Raw genomic sequence first — 16,514 nt, 5'->3', positions numbered from 1 at the left:
CAACTGAAACGGTCCCTAGGGTGGCTGGTTTCCATCGTAGGAACCTCCAAATCCCTCTCTCGAGCCGGTCGATCGGCCTGGTCGACTCCGGCTTCGTGACCCGCATCCCGGACGCCGCGCACACCACCGTCCCGCTGCAACTGGGCACGGGCGGCCATCTGACCGGCTGGCCGGTGCTGATCTTCATCCTCGGCGCGCTGCTGACCCTCGGGCTGATCATCCGCAAGGTGCCCGGAGCCATCCTGATCAGCATCGTCGCGATGACGCTCCTGGCGCTCGTCGTGGACGCGGTGGCGAACGTCAAGGACGCCTCCTGGGGCCTGACCGTCCCGCAGTGGCCCGGCAACCCGGTCGCGCCCCCCGACTTCGGGCTGCTCGGCAAGGTGAGTCTGTTCGGCGGCTTCCAGGAGGTCGGTGTGCTCACCGGCGTCCTCTTCGTCTTCACCGTGCTGCTGAGCTGCTTCTTCGACGCGATGGGCACCATCCTCGGCGTCGCCGACGAGGCGCACCTGCTGGACTCCCGGGGCGACCTGCCCGGGATGAGCCGGGTCCTGATGGTCGACGGCGTCGCGACGGCGGCGGGCGGCCTGGCCTCCTGCTCGGCCAACATCTGCTACGCGGAGTCCACCGCCGGCACCGGTGAGGGAGCGCGCACCGGCCTCGCCTCGGTCGCCACCGGGCTGCTCTTCGTCGCCGCCCTGTTCTTCGCGCCGCTGGCCACGATGGTCCCGGCGCAGGCGGCCACCCCCGCGCTGGTCGCGGTGGGCTTCCTGATCATGGTGGGCAGCATCCGGGGGTTCGACTGGAGCGACTTCACGATCGCGGTCCCGGCGTTCCTGACGATGCTGCTCATGCCGTTCACCTACTCGATCACCAACGGCATCGGCATCGGGTTCATCACCTTCTGCGCGCTGCGGCTGGTGGCCGGGCGCGGCCGCGAGGTGCCGCCCGCGCTCTACGCGGTGGCGGCGGTCTTCGCCTTCTCCTACCTGATGCCGGCGCTGGGCCTGACGTGACCGCCCGCGTAGAACTGCTCGGTCTCGTCGACCGAGGCCTTGAGCCGTTCGTCGAAGTCATCGCGGGCGAGCGTCCGGACGATGTAGTCCTGGACGCTCATTCCGCGCTTCGCCGCGCGGGCCTGAAGGCGTTCGTGCAGCTCCTCGTCCACGCGCATGCTGAGCACTCTCGAAGCCATGCGCCCAAGGGTCGGGCGGGCCTCTTCGGCCATGCCTCGCTTTCCGGGCGGAAGTCACCCGTACGGGTGATTTTTCTGGTGGATGGGTTTGGTGGCCGCGGCGCTCTCGCCATTTTTACTTAGCATAGGTAATGAGCTAGTCTAATGAACGTGACCGAACTGTCCGAGGACGACCGCGCGGCGGTGAACACGCTGCGCGCCGCCGTGATGCGGCTCTCGCGCCGGCTGCGCCACCACCGGGTCGACGAGTCGCTGAGCCCGACGGAGATGTCCGTGCTGGGCACGCTCGCGCGCTGCGGATCCGCCACTCCGGGGGAGCTGGCCCGCAGGGAGCACGTACAGCCGCCGTCCATGACGCGGATCGTCGCCATGCTTGAGTCGAAGGGCCTGGTCCACCGGGACCCGCACCCCGACGACCGCAGGCAGGTCGTCGTCCGGCAGACAGAGCAGGCGGAGACGATGCTCGAGGAGAGCCGGGCCCGGCGCAACGCGTTCCTGGCCGAACTCATGGCCACCCTGACTGAGCAGGAACGCGCCGTGCTCAGGGAGGCGGCGCCCGTCCTGGAGAAGCTCGCTCACGCCGACACAAGGACCCGATGACGAGGAGGCGAGACCGGATTGAGTTCGGCAGCCGCATCAGACGCCGCACCCGAACCGACCAACCCTGAGAGGACCGGACCGGCCGGGGGCACGGCCGACCCGGCCGACCTGCCCATCCCGGCGGGCGCCGACGCCGCCGCGGGGGGTGCGGAGCCGGCCGGAACCTCCCGGGGCGACGGCGCCGGCCGCCCCGCCGCGCCGCCCGCGCCCGGCGGCATGTTCAGCTCGCTCCGCAACCGCAACTACCGGCTCTTCGCCGGCGGGGCGATCGTCTCCAACACCGGCACCTGGATGTCCCGCATCGCGCAGGACTGGCTGGTGCTGAGCCTCACCGGTTCCTCCTTCGCCGTGGGTATCACCACCGCGCTGCAGTTCCTCCCGATGCTCCTCTTCGGGCTCTACGGCGGCGTCATCGCCGACCGCTACCCCAAGCGCCGCATCCTGCTGACCACCCAGGCCCTCCTGGGACTGCTGGGCCTCGGCCTCGCCGCACTGACCCTCAGCGGCGCCGTGCAGGTCTGGCACGTGTACGCCATCGCCTTCGGCCTCGGCATGGTCACCGTCGTCGACAACCCGGCACGGCAGGCGTTCGTCGTCGAGATGGTGGGCCCCGCCGACGTCCGCAACGCCGTCTCCCTGAACTCCGCCAACTTCCAGAGCGCCCGGCTCATCGGCCCCGCCGTCGCGGGTGTGCTGATCACCGCGGTCGGCAGCGGCTGGGCGTTCCTCTTCAACGGCCTGTCCTTCCTCGCCCCGCTCGCCGGGCTGCTGCTCATGCGGCGCTCCGAGCTGTACGAGGTGCCCACCGCGCCGCGCGGCAAGGGCCAGCTGCGTGAGGGGCTGCGCTATGTCGCCGGGCGGCCCGAGCTGATCTGGCCCATCGTGCTGGTCGGCTTCATCGGCACCTTCGCCTACAACTTCCCGATCTGGCTCACCGCCTTCGCCGACCATGTCTTCCACGGCGACGCCGGGATGTACGGCCTGTTCAACACCGTCCTCGCGGTCGGCTCCGTGATCGGCGCGCTGCTGGCGGCCCGGCGCGGCAGCAGCCGGCTGCGGCTGCTGGTCGGCGCGGCGCTGGCCTTCGGGCTGCTGGAGGTCGTGGCGGCGCTGTCGCCGACGTACTGGATCTTCCTGGCGCTCATGCTGCCGATCGGCGTCTTCGGCCTGACCTTCAACACCACGGCCAACGCCAGTGTGCAGCTCGCCACCGACCCCGCCATGCGCGGCCGGGTCATGAGCCTGTTCATGATGGTCTTCGTGGGCGGCACCCCGCTGGGCGGGCCGCTCGTCGGCTGGGTCACCGATGTGTTCGGCGCCCGGATCGGCTTCCTGGCCGGCGGCCTGGTCGCCGCGGCGGCGGCGGCCTGCGTGGGGCTCGTGCTGGCCCGAATGGGCGGGCTGCGGCTCAAGATCGACCTGCATCGCGGCAAGGACCACAAGCTGATCGAGCTGGTGCCGCGGGAGCCGCAGCCGGTGGGGGCGGAGTCGGTGGCCGCCTGAGCGCGCTGCGGCGGTGGGCCGTGGCGTCCGCGCCGGGCCGGGCGGCGGCCTCGCCGCCCGGTCTCCGGCGGCGGACGCGCGGGCCCACGCCCCGCGGTCCCGCTCCTCGCGCAGGCGCGGCGCTTCCGCCGGTGCGTCCCCTTCATCGTTTCGAGTGAATGTGCGATCGGGGCGCCCCAGGCGGGCGCCGGCTGCGTGAGAATCGGAGCTGTCGTCACTCGGATACGCGGAGTCCCTGGAGGACCGATGAGCTCACAGCCCCATCGGGCGCCTCGGGCGGCCGCCGGTTCGTATGCGCCGGACGACCCGGAAACCGCGCTGAAGTACGCGATCCGGCACCACGGGGGGGACCGGGTGCAGATCGTCGAGGGGGTCATCCAGCAAGTGGTGCCACCTACCTGGGGGCATGAGAGGGCCGCCGCCATGATCCGTCGGCAGATCGACCCTGTCGTGCAGAAGATGGGCTGCCTTTCGGGCTCGGGGAATCTGGACCTCCCCGGCAGCGGCAACTGGTACGTGCCGGACCTGGCCGTCGTGCCGGAGGAGCTGGCGGAAGCCGATGCTCTCGTCCCCCACCAGACCCTGCTGGTGGTGGAGGTCACCTCTGACTCCAACGGCGACACGGACCGGATCGTCAAACGCCGGCGCTACGCCGAGTACGGTGCGCCCCTGTATCTGCTCGTCGACCGGCAGGAGCGCAGCTGCACCCTGTACGCGGAGCCGGGGGAGCTCGGTTACCGGTCGGTGGACGGCCCGCACCCCTTCGGCACGCCGCTGCGGCTGCCCGAGCCCTTCGGGCTCGAGCTGGACACCGCGGAGTTCTGAGGCCCGCACCCCACAAGGTCCTCGCCGGTCCGCCGCCTCAGAACCCGTCCGCCAGCAGCTCCGCGAGGTGGCGCGCCCGTACCCCGGCGAGCTGGGCGAGCTGGGTGCGGCAGGAGAAGCCGTCCGCGAGGACGGCCGTACGGGGCCGGGCAGCGCGGACCGCGGGCAGCAGACGGTCCTCGGCGCAGGCGACGGAGACCTCGTAGTGGCCGCGTTCGAAGCCGAAGTTCCCGGCCAGACCGCAGCAGCCGGAGGCCAGGGCCCCGCTGAGCCCGGCGCGGGCGCGCAGCCGGCGCTCGGCGGCGTCGCCGAGGACGGCGTGCTGGTGGCAGTGGGTCTGGCCGGTGACGGGCCGGTCGAGGCGCGGCGGTGTCCAGCCGGGCGCCGCCTCCTCCAGCACCTGCGCGAAGGTGCGCACCGAATCCGCCAGGGCCGCCGCCTCGCCGGTGCCGAGTAGCTCGGGCAGGTCGGTGCGGAGCGCCGCCGCGCAGCTCGGTTCCAGGACGACGACGGGACGTCCCGCGGCCACCACCGGCGCCATCCGCTCCACCGTGCGGCGCATCACCCTTCGGGCCCGGTCGAGCCGGCCGGTCGAGACCCAGGTCAGGCCGCAGCACACGCGCCCCGGGGGCAGCACGACCCGCAGCCCGGCCGCCCTGAGGACGCGTACGGCGGCGCGGCCCACCTCGGGGGAGAAGCGGTCGGTGAAGGTGTCCGGCCACAGGACCACGGTCGCCTCCGTGTCCGCCCCGGCCCCGGCCCCGGCCCGCGCCCCCGGTGCGGGCGGCTCCTGCCGCCGCCACCAGCGCACGAAGGACTCCTCCGCCGGCAGGGGCAGCTCCCGCTCGGGCGCGATCCCCGCCACCCGCTTGCCCAGAGCCGTCAGCGGCCCGACCCGCGCCAGCGCGTTCAGGGTCCCGGTGGCCGGTGCCGCGAGACGCAGCCAGGTCGGCAGACCGCCCATCACGTAGTGGGAGGCGGGCCGCAGCCGCCGCCGGTAGCGCTGGTGCAGGAACTCCGCTTTGTAGGTGGCCATGTCGACGCCGACCGGGCAGTCCGACCGGCAGCCCCTGCAGGACAGGCACAGGTCGAGTGCGTCCGCGACCTCCGGCGCGCGCCAGCCGCCGGTGACGATCTCGCCCGCGAGCATCTCGTGCAGCAGCCGGGCCCGGCCGCGGGTGGAGTGCCGCTCCTCACCTGTCACCCGGTACGAGGGGCACATGACGCCGGCCCCCGCCCCCGCGCCCGTCTCGCGGCACTTGGCGACGCCGACGCAGCGGCGCACCGCCGCCGAGAAGTCACCGCCGTCGCGGGGGTAGCCGAAGGCGACGTCGACGGGCCGCCGCGGCAGGACAGCGAAGCGCAGATCGGCGTCGAGGGGAGCGGGCCGTACGAGCATGCCCGGGTTGAGGCCGCCCGCCGGGTCCAGCGCGTCCTTGAACCGGCCGAAGAGGGCCACCAGTTCCTCCCCGTACATCCGGGGCAGCAGCTCCGCGCGCGCCTGACCGTCGCCGTGCTCCCCGGACAGCGAGCCGCCGTGGGCGACGACGAGGTCGGCGGCGGCCTCGGAGAAGCGCCGGAAGCGGGCCACCCCGTCCGCGCCGAGCAGGTCGAAGTCGATGCGGACGTGGATGCAGCCGTCGCCGAAGTGCCCGTACGGGGTGCCGTGCAGGCCGTGCTCACGCAGCAGCACGCGGAAGTCACGCAGGTAGGCGCCGAGCCGCGCCGGGGGCACCGCGCAGTCCTCCCAGCCCGGCCAGGCCTCCGCGCCGGCGGGCGTCCGGGTGGCCGTCCCGGCGGCCTCCTCGCGGAGCCGCCACAGCGCGCGCTGCGCGATCGGGGAGGTCACCACGGCCGAGTCGACCGCGTCGGCGAGCCGCCGCAGCGCCTCCGCCTCACCGGTGCCGGGCATCTCGACGAAGAGCCACGCCCCGCCCCGCGGCAGCAGTTCGGCGGCCTCCCCGCCGCCCACCAGGTCGGCGGCCATGCCCTCCACCGTCAGCGGGCCGTACGGCAGCAGGCCGTTCGCGGCGTCGGCGGCGGCGCTCTCGTCCGGGTAGCCGAGGACGACCAGGACGCGCACCGCGGGCGCGGGCACCAGCCGGACCTCGGCCTCCGTCAGCACGGCGAGCGTGCCCTCGCTGCCTGTCAGGGCGCGGGCCAGGTCCTGGCCGCGCTCGGGCAGCAGCGCGTCCAGGGCGTAGCCGGAGATGCGGCGGGGGAGGTGCTGCGGATAGCCGGTGCGCAGCAGGGCGAGGTGGCCGTCCACGAGTTCCCGCAGGTCCGCGCGGAGCGGGTCGGTGGTGCGCAGCGGTTCGCCGCCGTAGGTGAGGCATTCCAGGGCGCGGACGTTGTCGGCCGTGGTGCCCCAGGCGACGGAGTGCGCGCCGCACGCGTTGTTGCCGATCATGCCGCCGAGGGTGCAGCGGCTGTGGGTGGACGGATCGGGGCCGAAGGTCAGCCCGTGCGCGGCGGCGGCGCGCCGCAGGTCGTCCAGGACGACCCCGGGCTGCACCCGGGCCGTCAACGCCTCGGGGCTGAGTGACACGATCCGGTGCATGTGCCGGGTGAAGTCGAGCACGACGCCGGTGCCCGTCGCCTGCCCCGCGATCGACGTGCCGCCGCCGCGCGGCACCACCGGCACCCCGTGCGCCCGGCACACGGCGAGCGCCGCGGCCACGTCCTCGGCGTCGTACGGGGCGACGACGGCCACCGGAATACGCCGGTAGTTGGACGCGTCCATCGAGGTCAGCGCCCTGCTCTGCGCGTCGAAGAAGACCTCGCCCCGCAGGGCCCGCTCCAGGTCGCGGCGCAACGCGTGCCGCTCATCGCCCGTCATGTCCCGTAGCCTGCCCCGTCGCGGCACATGTCTCACCGGATGGGACACGGCCCCGTAACGGGCTCGTCACGCATTACGCTGCGAATGTGGCCGAGATCCAGATTCCCGCTGACATCAAGCCCGCCGACGGACGATTCGGTTCGGGCCCCTCCAAGGTGCGGCCTGAGGCGCTCAGCGCGCTGGCCGCCACCGGCACCTCGCTGATGGGCACCTCTCACCGGCAGGCACCGGTGAAGGACCTGGTCGGCCGGGTCCGGGACGGCATCCGTGAGCTGTTCGCGCTCCCCGAGGGCTACGAGGTGGTGCTCGGCAACGGCGGCTCCACCGCCTTCTGGGACATCGCCACCCACGGACTGATCGAGCGCAGGTCGCAGCACCTCAGCTTCGGCGAGTTCTCCTCCAAGTTCGCCAAGGCCGCCAAACTGGCGCCGTGGCTGGACGAGCCCACCGTGGTCTCCGCCGACCCGGGTTCGCACCCCGAGGCGGTCGCGGAGGCGGGCGTGGACGTCTACGCCCTCACCCACAACGAGACCTCGACCGGTGTCGCCATGCCGCTGCGGCGCGTCCCCGGCGCGGACGAGGGCGCCCTCGTCCTGGTCGACGCCACCTCCGGCGCGGGCGGCCTGCCGGTCGACATCGCCGAGACCGACGTCTACTACTTCGCCCCGCAGAAGTCCTTCGCCGCCGACGGCGGGTTGTGGATCGCCGTGTTCTCCCCGGCGGCGCTGGAGCGCGCGGAGCGGATCGCCGCCTCCGGCCGCCACATCCCGGCCTTCTTCGACCTGCCGACCGCGATCGACAACTCGCGGAAGAACCAGACGTACAACACCCCGGCACTCGCCACCCTGTTCCTGCTGAACGACCAGCTGGAGTGGATCAACGGGAAGGGCGGTCTCGACTGGGCGGTGCGCCGCACCGCCGCCTCCTCGGGTCATCTGTACGGCTGGGCCGAGGACTCCAAGCACGCCACCCCGTTCGTCACCGACCCGGCCAAGCGCTCCCAGGTCGTCGGCACGATCGACTTCAACGACGACATCGACGCCGCGGCCGTCGCCAAGGTGCTGCGCGCCAACGGCATCGTCGACACCGAGCCGTACCGCAAGCTGGGCCGCAACCAGCTGCGCGTGGCCATGTTCCCGGCCGTGGAGCCGGCGGACGTCCAGGCCCTGACCGCCTGCGTCGACTTCGTCGTCGAGCGGCTCTGACACGGGCCCCGCGGGGCCACCGCGACGGTGGTCCCGCGGGCGTTCAGCGTTCCCGGCGCAGGAGCCGGCGTACGCCGATCAGCAGGGCGGCGATCGCGGCGAGGGTGACGGCGCCGAGGGTGAACTGGCGTGTGGAGCCGGGTTCTTCGGTGCCGGTGCCGGTGGTGTCCGTGGTGGAGGTTCCCGAGGCTCCGGGGGAGGAGGCCGTCTCGCGTCGGGCGGCGTCGGGCAGGTCGTCCCCCTTGAGCGGTACGCGCCAGACCTCGCTGTCCTCGCCCTCACTGCGGTGGTCCCGCGGGCGTTCAGCGTTCCCGGCGCAGGAGCCGGCGTACGCCGATCAGCAGGGCGGCGATCGCGGCGAGGGTGACGGCGCCGAGGGTGAACTGGCGTGTGGAGCCGGGTTCTTCGGTGCCGGTGGTGTCCGTGGTGGAGGTTCCCGAGGCTCCGGGGGAGGAGGCCGTCTCGCGTCGGGCGGCGTCGGGCAGGTCGTCCCCCTTGAGCGGTACGCGCCAGACCTCGCTGTCCTCGCCCTCACTGCCGTACATGAGGGCCCTGCCGTCCGGGGTGAAGGCCACGGACTCGCCCTGCCGCTGCAGCGGCACGTGCATCTGGTCGATCCGGCGGGCCTCGCCGTCCTCCCAGCGGTACATCAGGGCGCCGAAGTAGCCGCGCAGCACCAGCCGGCTGCCGTCCGGGGAGAAAGCGCCGTCGGTGATCCACAGCGGGATGTCCGCGATGCGCCGGAAGATGTTGGTGCCGCTCGCGGAGAGCTTCGCCGGGCCCTCGTAGAGGCCGCCACCGTCCTCGTTCTTGCTCGCGATGTACACCCGCCCGGTCTTCGGGTCGACCATCAGCGCCTCGGCGTTGCGCGGGCCGCCCTCGTACTGGACGGTGTACTGCGTCGCCCTGACCGTCTGGTTCGCCAGCCGCTCGGGCTCCGGGAAGCGGTAGATCCACACGTGCGGCCAGGAGCCGCCGAGATTGTCGCCTATGTCGCCGACGTACAGCGCGCCGTCCGGGCCCATGGAGATCGCCTCGACGTCGCGCGGGCTGCCCACGCCGCGCAGCGTGACGGTGGCGACCGTCTTGCCCGTCGCGGAGTCGACGGCGTAGACGTACGGGCCGTCGTCGCTGTCGTTGTGCGCCCAGTAGACGCCCTTGTGGAGGCGGCTGGCGACGAGGCCGCTCGATTCGGTGATCCGCGGGTCCGAGATCGTGAAAGCCACGGACTCCCCGTCGTCGTCGGCGGCCGCCGTGCCGACCAGGGGACCCATGACGAGAACGGAGGCCGCGGCCGCGGCGAGCAGTGGACGCATGGGCCTAGCCTGCCAGGTGCCCGGCCCGGGCGGCGCCGGGGCCTTGGGCGGCGCGTGCGGAGGCCGGAGTCCGGTGCGCCGTCCGACGGGCACGGCCTAGGATCCCCTGCATGCTCAGCGCCTCCCCCGGCCCCGGCGACGGGCCCCGCCGCACGCCAGGACGCCGCACGGCGTGGATGTTCGTCGGCGACTCCATGACCGTCGGCAGCGCGGGGGAGCTCTCCTGGCGCTACCGGATGTGGCAGCACCTGTGCTCGTTCGGCACGGAGGGCGAGGACTTCGAGATCGTCGGACCGCGGACCGCGCTGTACGACCCCGCCGCCGACGCGGCCGTCTCGCAGCGCTACGCCGACCCCGCCTTCCCCCTCTCCGCGCGCCGCCATCTCGCGGGCTGGGGCGAGGGCTGGCTGCACATGGCGCCGCTGATCGAGGACGCCGTCCGGGAGCACCGTCCCGACGTACTGCTGGTGTCGCTCGGGCTGATCGACCTCGGCTTCTACACCGACCCGGCGCAGACCGATGCCCATGTGCGGCTGTTCGTCGCACGGGCGCGGGCCGCCAACCCCCGCGTCGCCGCGGTGCTGCTGCCCGTCATACCCAACTCGCGCTGCGACCACGACCCCGGATTCGCCGCCCAGTGCGAGGAGTTCAACACCCTCCTGGCCAAGACGACCGCGGACCTGTGCACTTCGGCCTCGCCGCTGCTGCTGGCCTCCCGCCCCGCCGGGTACGACATCGCCAGGGACACCCGCGACGGCACCCACCCCAACGCCTCCGGCGAACACCGCCTGGCGGCCGCCTTCGCCGACGCGGCGTACCAGGCGTGGGGCCTCGGAGCGCCGTACCGGCACCCCATCGGCATCGCTTGATTGGAGCGCACTCCAAGGAGTTGTCTTGAGGCCCATGGAGTACACACAGCTCGGACGCACCGGACTCAAGGTCAGCCGACTCGTGCTGGGGACGATGAACTTCGGCCCGCAGACGGACGAGGCGGACAGCCACGCCATCATGGACGCCGCTCTCGACGCGGGCGTGAATTTCATCGACACGGCCAATGTCTACGGCTGGGGCGAGAACAAGGGCCGCACGGAATCCATCATCGGGAACTGGCTCGCGAAGGGCGGCGACCGGCGCGACAAGGTGGTGCTCGCCACCAAGGTCTACGGGAACATGGGTCCCGACGGGCCCGCCTGGCCCAACCACGACCGGCTCTCCGCCCTCAACATCCGGCGTGGGGTGGAGGCCAGCCTGAAGCGCCTGCAGACCGACCACATCGACCTCTACCAGTTCCACCACATCGACCGGAACACCCCCTTCGAGGAGATCTGGCAAGCGGTCGACGTGCTCGTGCAGCAGGGGAAGGTCCTCTACGCGGGCTCCAGCAACTTCCCCGGGTACAAGATCGCCCAGGCCAATGAGATCGCGGCCCGGCGCGGCGGCACGATCGGCCTGGTCAGCGAGCAGTGCCTGTACAACCTGGCCGAGCGCCGCGCCGAGATGGAGGTGATCCCGGCCGCGCAGGAGTACGGCCTGGGCGTCATCCCCTGGTCGCCGCTCCACGGCGGCCTGCTGGGCGGCGCACTGCGCAAGGAGCGTGAGGGCGGCGGCTCCCGTTCCACCTCCGGCCGCAGCGCCGACTCGCTGAAGGACAGCGCTCTGCGCGAGCAGGTGCAGCGGTACGAGGACGCGGTCGACAAGGCCGGACTGCAGCCCGGTGACGTCGCCCTGGCCTGGCTGCTGGGCCGTCCCGGCGTCACGGGCCCGATCGTCGGCCCGCGCACCCGTGAGCAGCTGGACTCCGCGGTGCGCGCGGTCGACCTGCGGCTGCCCGCGGAGCTGCTCGCCGAGCTGGACGAGATCTTCCCCGGCCCCGGCCCGTCCCCCGAGGCTTTCGCCTGGTAGGCGTCCGCCGCCCCGCCCCGTCGTGCGCCCCGGTCGCAGATTCACCCGGTCGGGCGCACGATGAGGGTATGACCACAGCCAAAGAGATCATGCACCCAGGCGCCCGTGCGATACCGGCGACCGAGACTCTCGACCGCGCCGCGCAGCTGATGCGCGAGCTCAACGTCGGCGCGCTGCCGGTCCACGACGCGAACGACCGGATGTGCGGCATCATCACCGACCGGGACATCGTCACCAAGTGCGTAGCCGCGGGACGCGACCCCTCCAAGGTGACCTGCGGCGACCTGTGCGAGGGCACCCCGCGCTGGATCGACGCCGAGGCCGACGTGTCCGACGTCCTCACCGAGATGGAATCGCACCGCATCAAGCGGCTCCCGGTGGTGGAGAACAAGAAGCTGATCGGCATCATCACCGAGGCCGACCTGGCCCGCCACCTCAGCGACGAACAGGTCGCGGAATTCGTCGAGAAGGTGTACGCCGGCTCCTGAGGCGGACGACACCGCCGGGCCGACGACGGCCGACGACAGACGACGACGGCCGACGACACTGCCCGGCCGGCCACGGCCGACCACGGCCGCCGGGCGGCCGACGGTCGCAGGGCCGCCCCGAGCGCCTGCGGCCGCCCGGCCGCGGCGGCTAGCCGCGCACGATCGTGCCGACGATCACCACGACCACCAGCAGAGCGAGAGCGGCGGTCATTACGCGGGTACGGGTCTTCGGGTCCACACAGCGAGGTTAACGGGGCGGCCTCAGTGCCCCAGAGGGCAGGTCCGCACCGTCTCGTAGCGGGGCTGGGCACCCGGCACTCCGGGCGTGGGCGGATGGCTCCGCACCAGGCGGACCGCCCCCGCCGTCCACGGCGTCCCCGAGAACGCGCCGAGCGCGTCCGTGAAGGGCCGCAGACCCACCCTGACGCGCCCGGAGCGCTGCCGGGCGAGCGTCAGGTGGGCGTGGAAGGCGCCATGCTCGTCCTCGTGGCGGACGCCCGCCCGCCGTGCGGCGGCCCGCGCCGCCGCGGCCGCGCCGCCCAGGTCGTCGCCGTCCAGTCCCGCCCACAGAGTCCGGTCGCCGAAGCGGCCCCCACGGCCCAGGCGCACCCGGCAGGGAGGATGGCGCCGCGCCGCCCGCTCGAGCCGTTCGACCAGGGCGGGCAGCAGAGCCTCGTCCACCTCCCCGAGGAACGCCAGCGTCACATGCCACCCGGCGCGTTCCGTCCAGCGCAGCCCGTCCGCGCCCGGCAGGGCGCGCAGCGCGTCCACGGCGTCTGCCAGCTCGGCGAGGGCGGCGCCGGGAGGCAGAACGGCCACGAACAGCCTCATGCCCCCAGGGTGCACCGCCCGCGGCGGGCGTGCGAGGTGCGCCGGGTGTGGGCGGGCCGCCTACGGGGCGATGGCCGCGTAGCCCGGAACCTCACGCGGGTCGCGGGCGCCCGGGCCGACGTAGCGGGCCGAGGGGCGCACCAGCCGGCCGGTGCGCTTCTGCTCCAGGATGTGCGCCGACCAGCCGGCGGTGCGGGCGCAGCTGAACATCGAGGTGAACATGTGGGCCGGGACCTCGGCGAAGTCCAGGATGATCGCCGCCCAGAACTCCACGTTGGTGGCCAGGACGCGGTCCGGGCGGCGGGAGTGCAGCTCCTCCAGGGCGGCCTTCTCCAGCGCCTCCGCGATCTCGAAACGGGGGGCGCCCAGTTCCCTGGCGGTACGGCGCAGCACCCGGGCCCGCGGGTCCTCGGCACGGTAGACGCGGTGCCCGAAGCCCATCAGGCGCTCGCCCCTGTCCAGGGCCTGCTTCACGTACGCCTCGGCGTCGCCGGTCCGCTCGATCTCCTCGATCATGCCCAGCACGCGGGAGGGCGCGCCGCCGTGCAGCGGGCCCGACATGGCGCCTACCGCGCCCGACAGCGCGGCGGCCACGTCGGCGCCGGTGGAGGCGATGACCCGGGCGGTGAAGGTGGACGCGTTCATGCCGTGCTCGGCGGCGGAGGTCCAGTAGGCGTCGACGGCGGCGACGTGTTTGGGGTCGGGCTCGCCGCGCCAGCGGATCATGAAGCGCTCGACCACCGACTGCGCCTTGTCGATCTCGCGCTGCGGCACCATCGGCAGTCCCTGGCCGCGTGCCGACTGCGCCACGTACGACAGCGCCATCACGGCCGCGCGCGCCAGGTCCTCGCGGGCCTGCTCGGCGTCGATGTCCAGCAGCGGCTTCAGTCCCCACACCGGAGCGAGCATGGCCAGCGCCGACTGGACGTCGACGCGGATGTCGCCGGAGTGGACGGGGATCGGGAAGGGCTCGGCGGGAGGAAGGCCGGGGTTGAAGGCACCGTCGACCAGCAGGCCCCAGACGTTCCCGAAGGAGACGCGGCCCACCAGGTCCTCGATGTCCACCCCGCGGTAGCGCAGGGCGCCGCCTTCCTTGTCGGGTTCGGCGATCTCCGTCTCGAAGGCGACGACTCCCTCGAGTCCGGGTACGAAGTCGGACATCAGGCGGCTCCTCGTGATGCGGTCGACGATCCGGTGGTGCTTGTGGCACGCGGAATGGCGCGGGGGTCGGCACTGGGTGCCCGCACGATATCCCCCGGTGTGGGGAGTGCACAGATACCCGGCCTGTAAGTCTGTCCCCTTCCGCAGGTGACGTGAAGCGTGAGGTCCGGCACATCTTGCGGCGGACCGTGACGGTGGGGCCGGGGAGCACGGAGGCGGCACGCGGTGCCGCCTCCGTGCTGCAAGATGTGCGGGTGCAGCACAGCCACCACGACCCCGCCGCCATGCGCAGGCAGTACCGCGCCCGCGGACTGACCGAGGCCGAGCTGGCCGGCGACCCGTACACGCAGTTCGCGCGCTGGTTCGCCGATGCCGTCAACGCCCGCATCGACGAGCCCAACGCCATGGTGGTCTCCACCGCGGGAGCGGACGGGCTGCCCAGCTCGCGCACGGTGCTGCTGAAGAGCTACGACCACCGCGGCTTCGTGTTCTTCACCAACTACGGCTCCAGGAAGGGGCGCGAGCTCGCCGAGCGGCCCTTCGCCTCGCTGCTCTTCCCCTGGCACCCGGTCGCGCGCCAGGTGATCGTGACGGGCGCCGTCGAGCGCGTCTCACGCGAGGAGACCGAGGCCTACTTCCGGAGCCGGCCGCACGGCTCGCGGATCGGCGCCTGGGCGAGCGAGCAGTCCGCGGAGATCGCCTCGCGCGAGGTGCTGGAGCACCGCTACGCGGAGCTGGCGGCCCGCTATCCCGAGGGCACGGACGTGCCCGTGCCGCCGCATTGGGGAGGCTTCCGGGTGGTGGCGGGCCGCGTCGAGTTCTGGCAGGGGCGGGAGAACCGGCTGCACGACCGGTTGGTGTACACCGCCGCGGAGGGCGGCTGGACGGTGCGGCGCCTTTCGCCCTGAGGCGTGCCGGAGGGGGGCCGGTTCCCGGGCGCGGCCGCCCGCGCCGGGTGGCGGAGGCGGCGCGGTGAGGTCAGGGCCGCGGACGCAGACGACCCGCGGGCTGCTCCCCGGACGGCGAACCGTCCGGGCATCGGCCGGACGAATCCGACGAGCCCGCGGGTCGGGTGACTGCGATGGATTGGCCCGCTACGCACATCGCGCGCAGGCGAGGAGCGCAGGCGTCAGCCCGCAGCCACCTCACGCGTCCGATGGGAACTCATTCTTCGGACCACCTCCCTTCATGTGTGCCCGCAACCCTAAGAAACGGTTCGTGGGACGGCAAGCGGTTTTTTCCGCCCCGCGCGCCGAGGCCTCGCGGGCGCCGAATTTCGTGAACTTCCTGTGGCGTCGGTCACACACGGGTTGAATGTCCAGACGTGCAGTCATTTGACGCGACACCGCAGCTGCTCGCCGCGCTCCTCGACGGGATGGAGGCCGGACTCTGCGCCCTGGACCGGGACGGAGTGATCACGCACTGGAACGCGGAGGCCGCCCGCATCCTGGGCTGGACGGCGCAGGAGGCCGTCGGCCGGCGCGGGTTCGCCGGCTGGGCCGCGCGCAGCGCCGACGCCGAGGAGGTGCGCGAACGGCTGCTGGGCGCCATGGCCGCGGACGGCCGCCAGGTCCACGAGTTCGCGCTGCTGACCAAGGACGGGCGCCGGGTGCTGGTGCGGACCCAGGCCGCCGCCGTGCACGGCGCCGACGGGCGCCCCGCCGGGGTCTACTGCGCCTTCTCCGAGGTGCACGCCCAGATCGACCTGGAGCGCTCGATCGCCCTCAGCGAGGCGCTCTTCGACGACGCGCCGTGCGGGGTCGTCCTGGTCGACGCCGACCTGCGCCCGGTCGTCGTCAACGCGTACGCCGCCCGCGCGCTGCGCACCAGCCGGGACGCGCCCCTCGGGCGGCCCCTGGGCGACTTCCTCGACCAGGGCGCGGAGGAGCTGGAGAGCGCCCTGCAGCACGTCCTCGCCGAGGGCGCGCCCCCCGAGCCCAGCGAGCTGTGGGTGGGGCTGCGGGCGGACGGCGGCACCCGCCGCTGCTGGCGCAGCGGCTTCGTGCGGCTCGGCTCGCCGCTGGGGGAGGAGCCGGTGCCGCTCGGCGTCGGGCTGCTGCTCCACGACATCACCGACACCAAGCTCGCCGAGCGCGAGGCGGTGCGGCTGCGCTTCCGCAGCAACCAGCTGCACCGGGCCGCGCTGGCCGTCGCCGAGTGCGAGGACCCCCTGGAGGCGGCCACCTGCTGGGTGGACTTCGCCCTCGCCGGGTTCGCCGAGCACGCGCTGCTCGACGTGCTGGCGCCCGACGGGGTGCGGCTCGTCCGGGCGGCGGGCACGTCCTCCGGCGGTCCGGGGCCCTGCCTGCCGGTGCCCGGCGGCATCCCGGTGCGGTACGGGGAGGGGCACCCGGCCCTGCAGGCGCTCGCGCGCACCGGTTCCGTGCGGGCCGGCTTCGGGGCCGGGGCCGCCGACCCCGCCACGCGGTCCCAGGTCGACAGCTGGGCTGCCGCGCGGCGCTGGCCCGAGGGCACCGCCCACGCACTGTGCGCCGTGCTGCGCAGCCGCGGCCGCACGCTCGGCGTGCTCACCTTCCTGCGCGGCGCGGGCGGCCGTCCCTTCGACCGGGCGGACGCCGTCTTCGCCGAGGACGTCGCGCTGCGGGCGGCGGCCGGTCTCGACCTGCCGCCGCGGGCCTGAGGCCGGGT

Annotated in this window: 14 protein-coding genes and 1 pseudogene; 10 read left to right on the top strand and 5 right to left on the bottom strand. The window is 73.4% G+C overall.

Features of this window, described 5'->3' with window-relative positions; genetic code table 11:
- Positions 1 to 71: 71 nt before the first annotated feature.
- Positions 72 to 1,016 (top strand): annotated as a pseudogene (locus ACRWND_RS08745) (solute carrier family 23 protein); the annotation flags it as partial.
- Here the strand turns inward: ACRWND_RS08745 and ACRWND_RS08740 are convergent.
- Positions 986 to 1,195, bottom strand: a complete 210-nt coding sequence (locus ACRWND_RS08740; RefSeq protein ID WP_431947707.1) for a FitA-like ribbon-helix-helix domain-containing protein — start codon at positions 1,193 to 1,195, stop codon at positions 986 to 988. The pseudogene ACRWND_RS08745 and the gene ACRWND_RS08740 sit on opposite strands and share 31 nt — an antisense overlap.
- 144 nt (positions 1,196 to 1,339) lie before the next feature.
- Between ACRWND_RS08740 and ACRWND_RS08735 the strand changes: the two genes are divergently transcribed.
- The 3 genes from ACRWND_RS08735 to ACRWND_RS08725 all read left to right on the top strand — a co-directional run bounded on the left by ACRWND_RS08735 (position 1,340) and on the right by ACRWND_RS08725 (position 4,123).
- Positions 1,340 to 1,795, top strand: coding sequence for a MarR family winged helix-turn-helix transcriptional regulator (locus tag ACRWND_RS08735; protein ID WP_431947706.1), 456 nt, complete (start codon positions 1,340 to 1,342; stop codon positions 1,793 to 1,795).
- Positions 1,796 to 1,813: 18 nt separating this feature from the next.
- Entirely contained in the window at positions 1,814 to 3,298 is a 1,485-nt protein-coding gene (locus ACRWND_RS08730; protein ID WP_431947704.1) for an MFS transporter, read from the top strand.
- 246 nt (positions 3,299 to 3,544) lie between these two features.
- Positions 3,545 to 4,123, top strand: a complete 579-nt coding sequence (locus ACRWND_RS08725; protein ID WP_431947702.1) for a Uma2 family endonuclease — start codon at positions 3,545 to 3,547, stop codon at positions 4,121 to 4,123.
- A gap of 37 nt (positions 4,124 to 4,160) precedes the next feature.
- Here the strand turns inward: ACRWND_RS08725 and ACRWND_RS08720 are convergent, their stop codons facing one another.
- The gene (locus ACRWND_RS08720; protein WP_431947700.1) at positions 4,161 to 6,962 is read right to left on the bottom strand and encodes an FAD-binding and (Fe-S)-binding domain-containing protein; all 2,802 of its coding nucleotides are present in this window, start codon (positions 6,960 to 6,962) and stop codon (positions 4,161 to 4,163) included.
- 86 nt (positions 6,963 to 7,048) lie between these two features.
- On the opposite strand from ACRWND_RS08720, the gene serC reads away from it, so the two are divergent.
- Positions 7,049 to 8,167: a phosphoserine transaminase gene (gene serC / locus ACRWND_RS08715; RefSeq protein ID WP_431947698.1), complete on the top strand. Its 1,119-nt coding sequence runs from the start codon at positions 7,049 to 7,051 to the stop codon at positions 8,165 to 8,167.
- 302 nt (positions 8,168 to 8,469) lie between these two features.
- Here the strand turns inward: serC and ACRWND_RS08710 are convergent, their stop codons facing one another.
- On the bottom strand, positions 8,470 to 9,483 hold the full coding sequence (locus tag ACRWND_RS08710; RefSeq protein ID WP_431947696.1) for a hypothetical protein: 1,014 nt from the start codon (positions 9,481 to 9,483) through the stop codon (positions 8,470 to 8,472).
- A 176-nt stretch (positions 9,484 to 9,659) separates the two neighbouring features.
- Between ACRWND_RS08710 and ACRWND_RS08705 the strand changes: the two genes are divergently transcribed.
- The 3 genes from ACRWND_RS08705 to ACRWND_RS08695 all read left to right on the top strand — a co-directional run bounded on the left by ACRWND_RS08705 (position 9,660) and on the right by ACRWND_RS08695 (position 11,873).
- Positions 9,660 to 10,352 (top strand): GDSL-type esterase/lipase family protein, encoded by a 693-nt coding sequence (locus ACRWND_RS08705; protein ID WP_431947749.1) that lies wholly within the window; start codon positions 9,660 to 9,662, stop codon positions 10,350 to 10,352.
- Between the two features lie 34 nt (positions 10,353 to 10,386).
- Positions 10,387 to 11,385 (top strand): aldo/keto reductase, encoded by a 999-nt coding sequence (locus ACRWND_RS08700; protein WP_431947694.1) that lies wholly within the window; start codon positions 10,387 to 10,389, stop codon positions 11,383 to 11,385.
- 68 nt (positions 11,386 to 11,453) lie between these two features.
- A complete protein-coding gene (locus ACRWND_RS08695; RefSeq protein ID WP_431947692.1) occupies positions 11,454 to 11,873 on the top strand; it encodes a CBS domain-containing protein in 420 nt (139 codons plus the stop codon).
- A gap of 261 nt (positions 11,874 to 12,134) precedes the next feature.
- Here ACRWND_RS08695 and thpR read toward each other — a convergent pair whose 3' ends face one another.
- Together thpR and ACRWND_RS08685 are read right to left on the bottom strand one after the other, a co-directional pair.
- Positions 12,135 to 12,704, bottom strand: a complete 570-nt coding sequence (thpR, locus tag ACRWND_RS08690) for an RNA 2',3'-cyclic phosphodiesterase (RefSeq protein WP_431947690.1) — start codon at positions 12,702 to 12,704, stop codon at positions 12,135 to 12,137.
- A gap of 60 nt (positions 12,705 to 12,764) precedes the next feature.
- Positions 12,765 to 13,865: a citrate synthase 2 gene (locus tag ACRWND_RS08685; RefSeq protein ID WP_431947688.1), complete on the bottom strand. Its 1,101-nt coding sequence runs from the start codon at positions 13,863 to 13,865 to the stop codon at positions 12,765 to 12,767.
- A gap of 284 nt (positions 13,866 to 14,149) precedes the next feature.
- Between ACRWND_RS08685 and pdxH the strand changes: the two genes are divergently transcribed.
- Positions 14,150 to 14,773, top strand: coding sequence for a pyridoxamine 5'-phosphate oxidase (pdxH, locus tag ACRWND_RS08680; protein WP_431947747.1), 624 nt, complete (start codon positions 14,150 to 14,152; stop codon positions 14,771 to 14,773).
- Between the two features lie 416 nt (positions 14,774 to 15,189).
- On the top strand, positions 15,190 to 16,506 hold the full coding sequence (locus tag ACRWND_RS08675; RefSeq protein WP_431947686.1) for a PAS domain-containing protein: 1,317 nt from the start codon (positions 15,190 to 15,192) through the stop codon (positions 16,504 to 16,506).
- The last annotated feature ends 8 nt before the right edge of the window (positions 16,507 to 16,514 follow it).

It is taken from the genome of Actinacidiphila sp. bgisy167, assembly GCF_965342175.1.
Lineage (GTDB): Bacteria > Actinomycetota > Actinomycetes > Streptomycetales > Streptomycetaceae > Actinacidiphila.
This window is presented reverse-complemented; position numbering and strand designations above follow the sequence as displayed.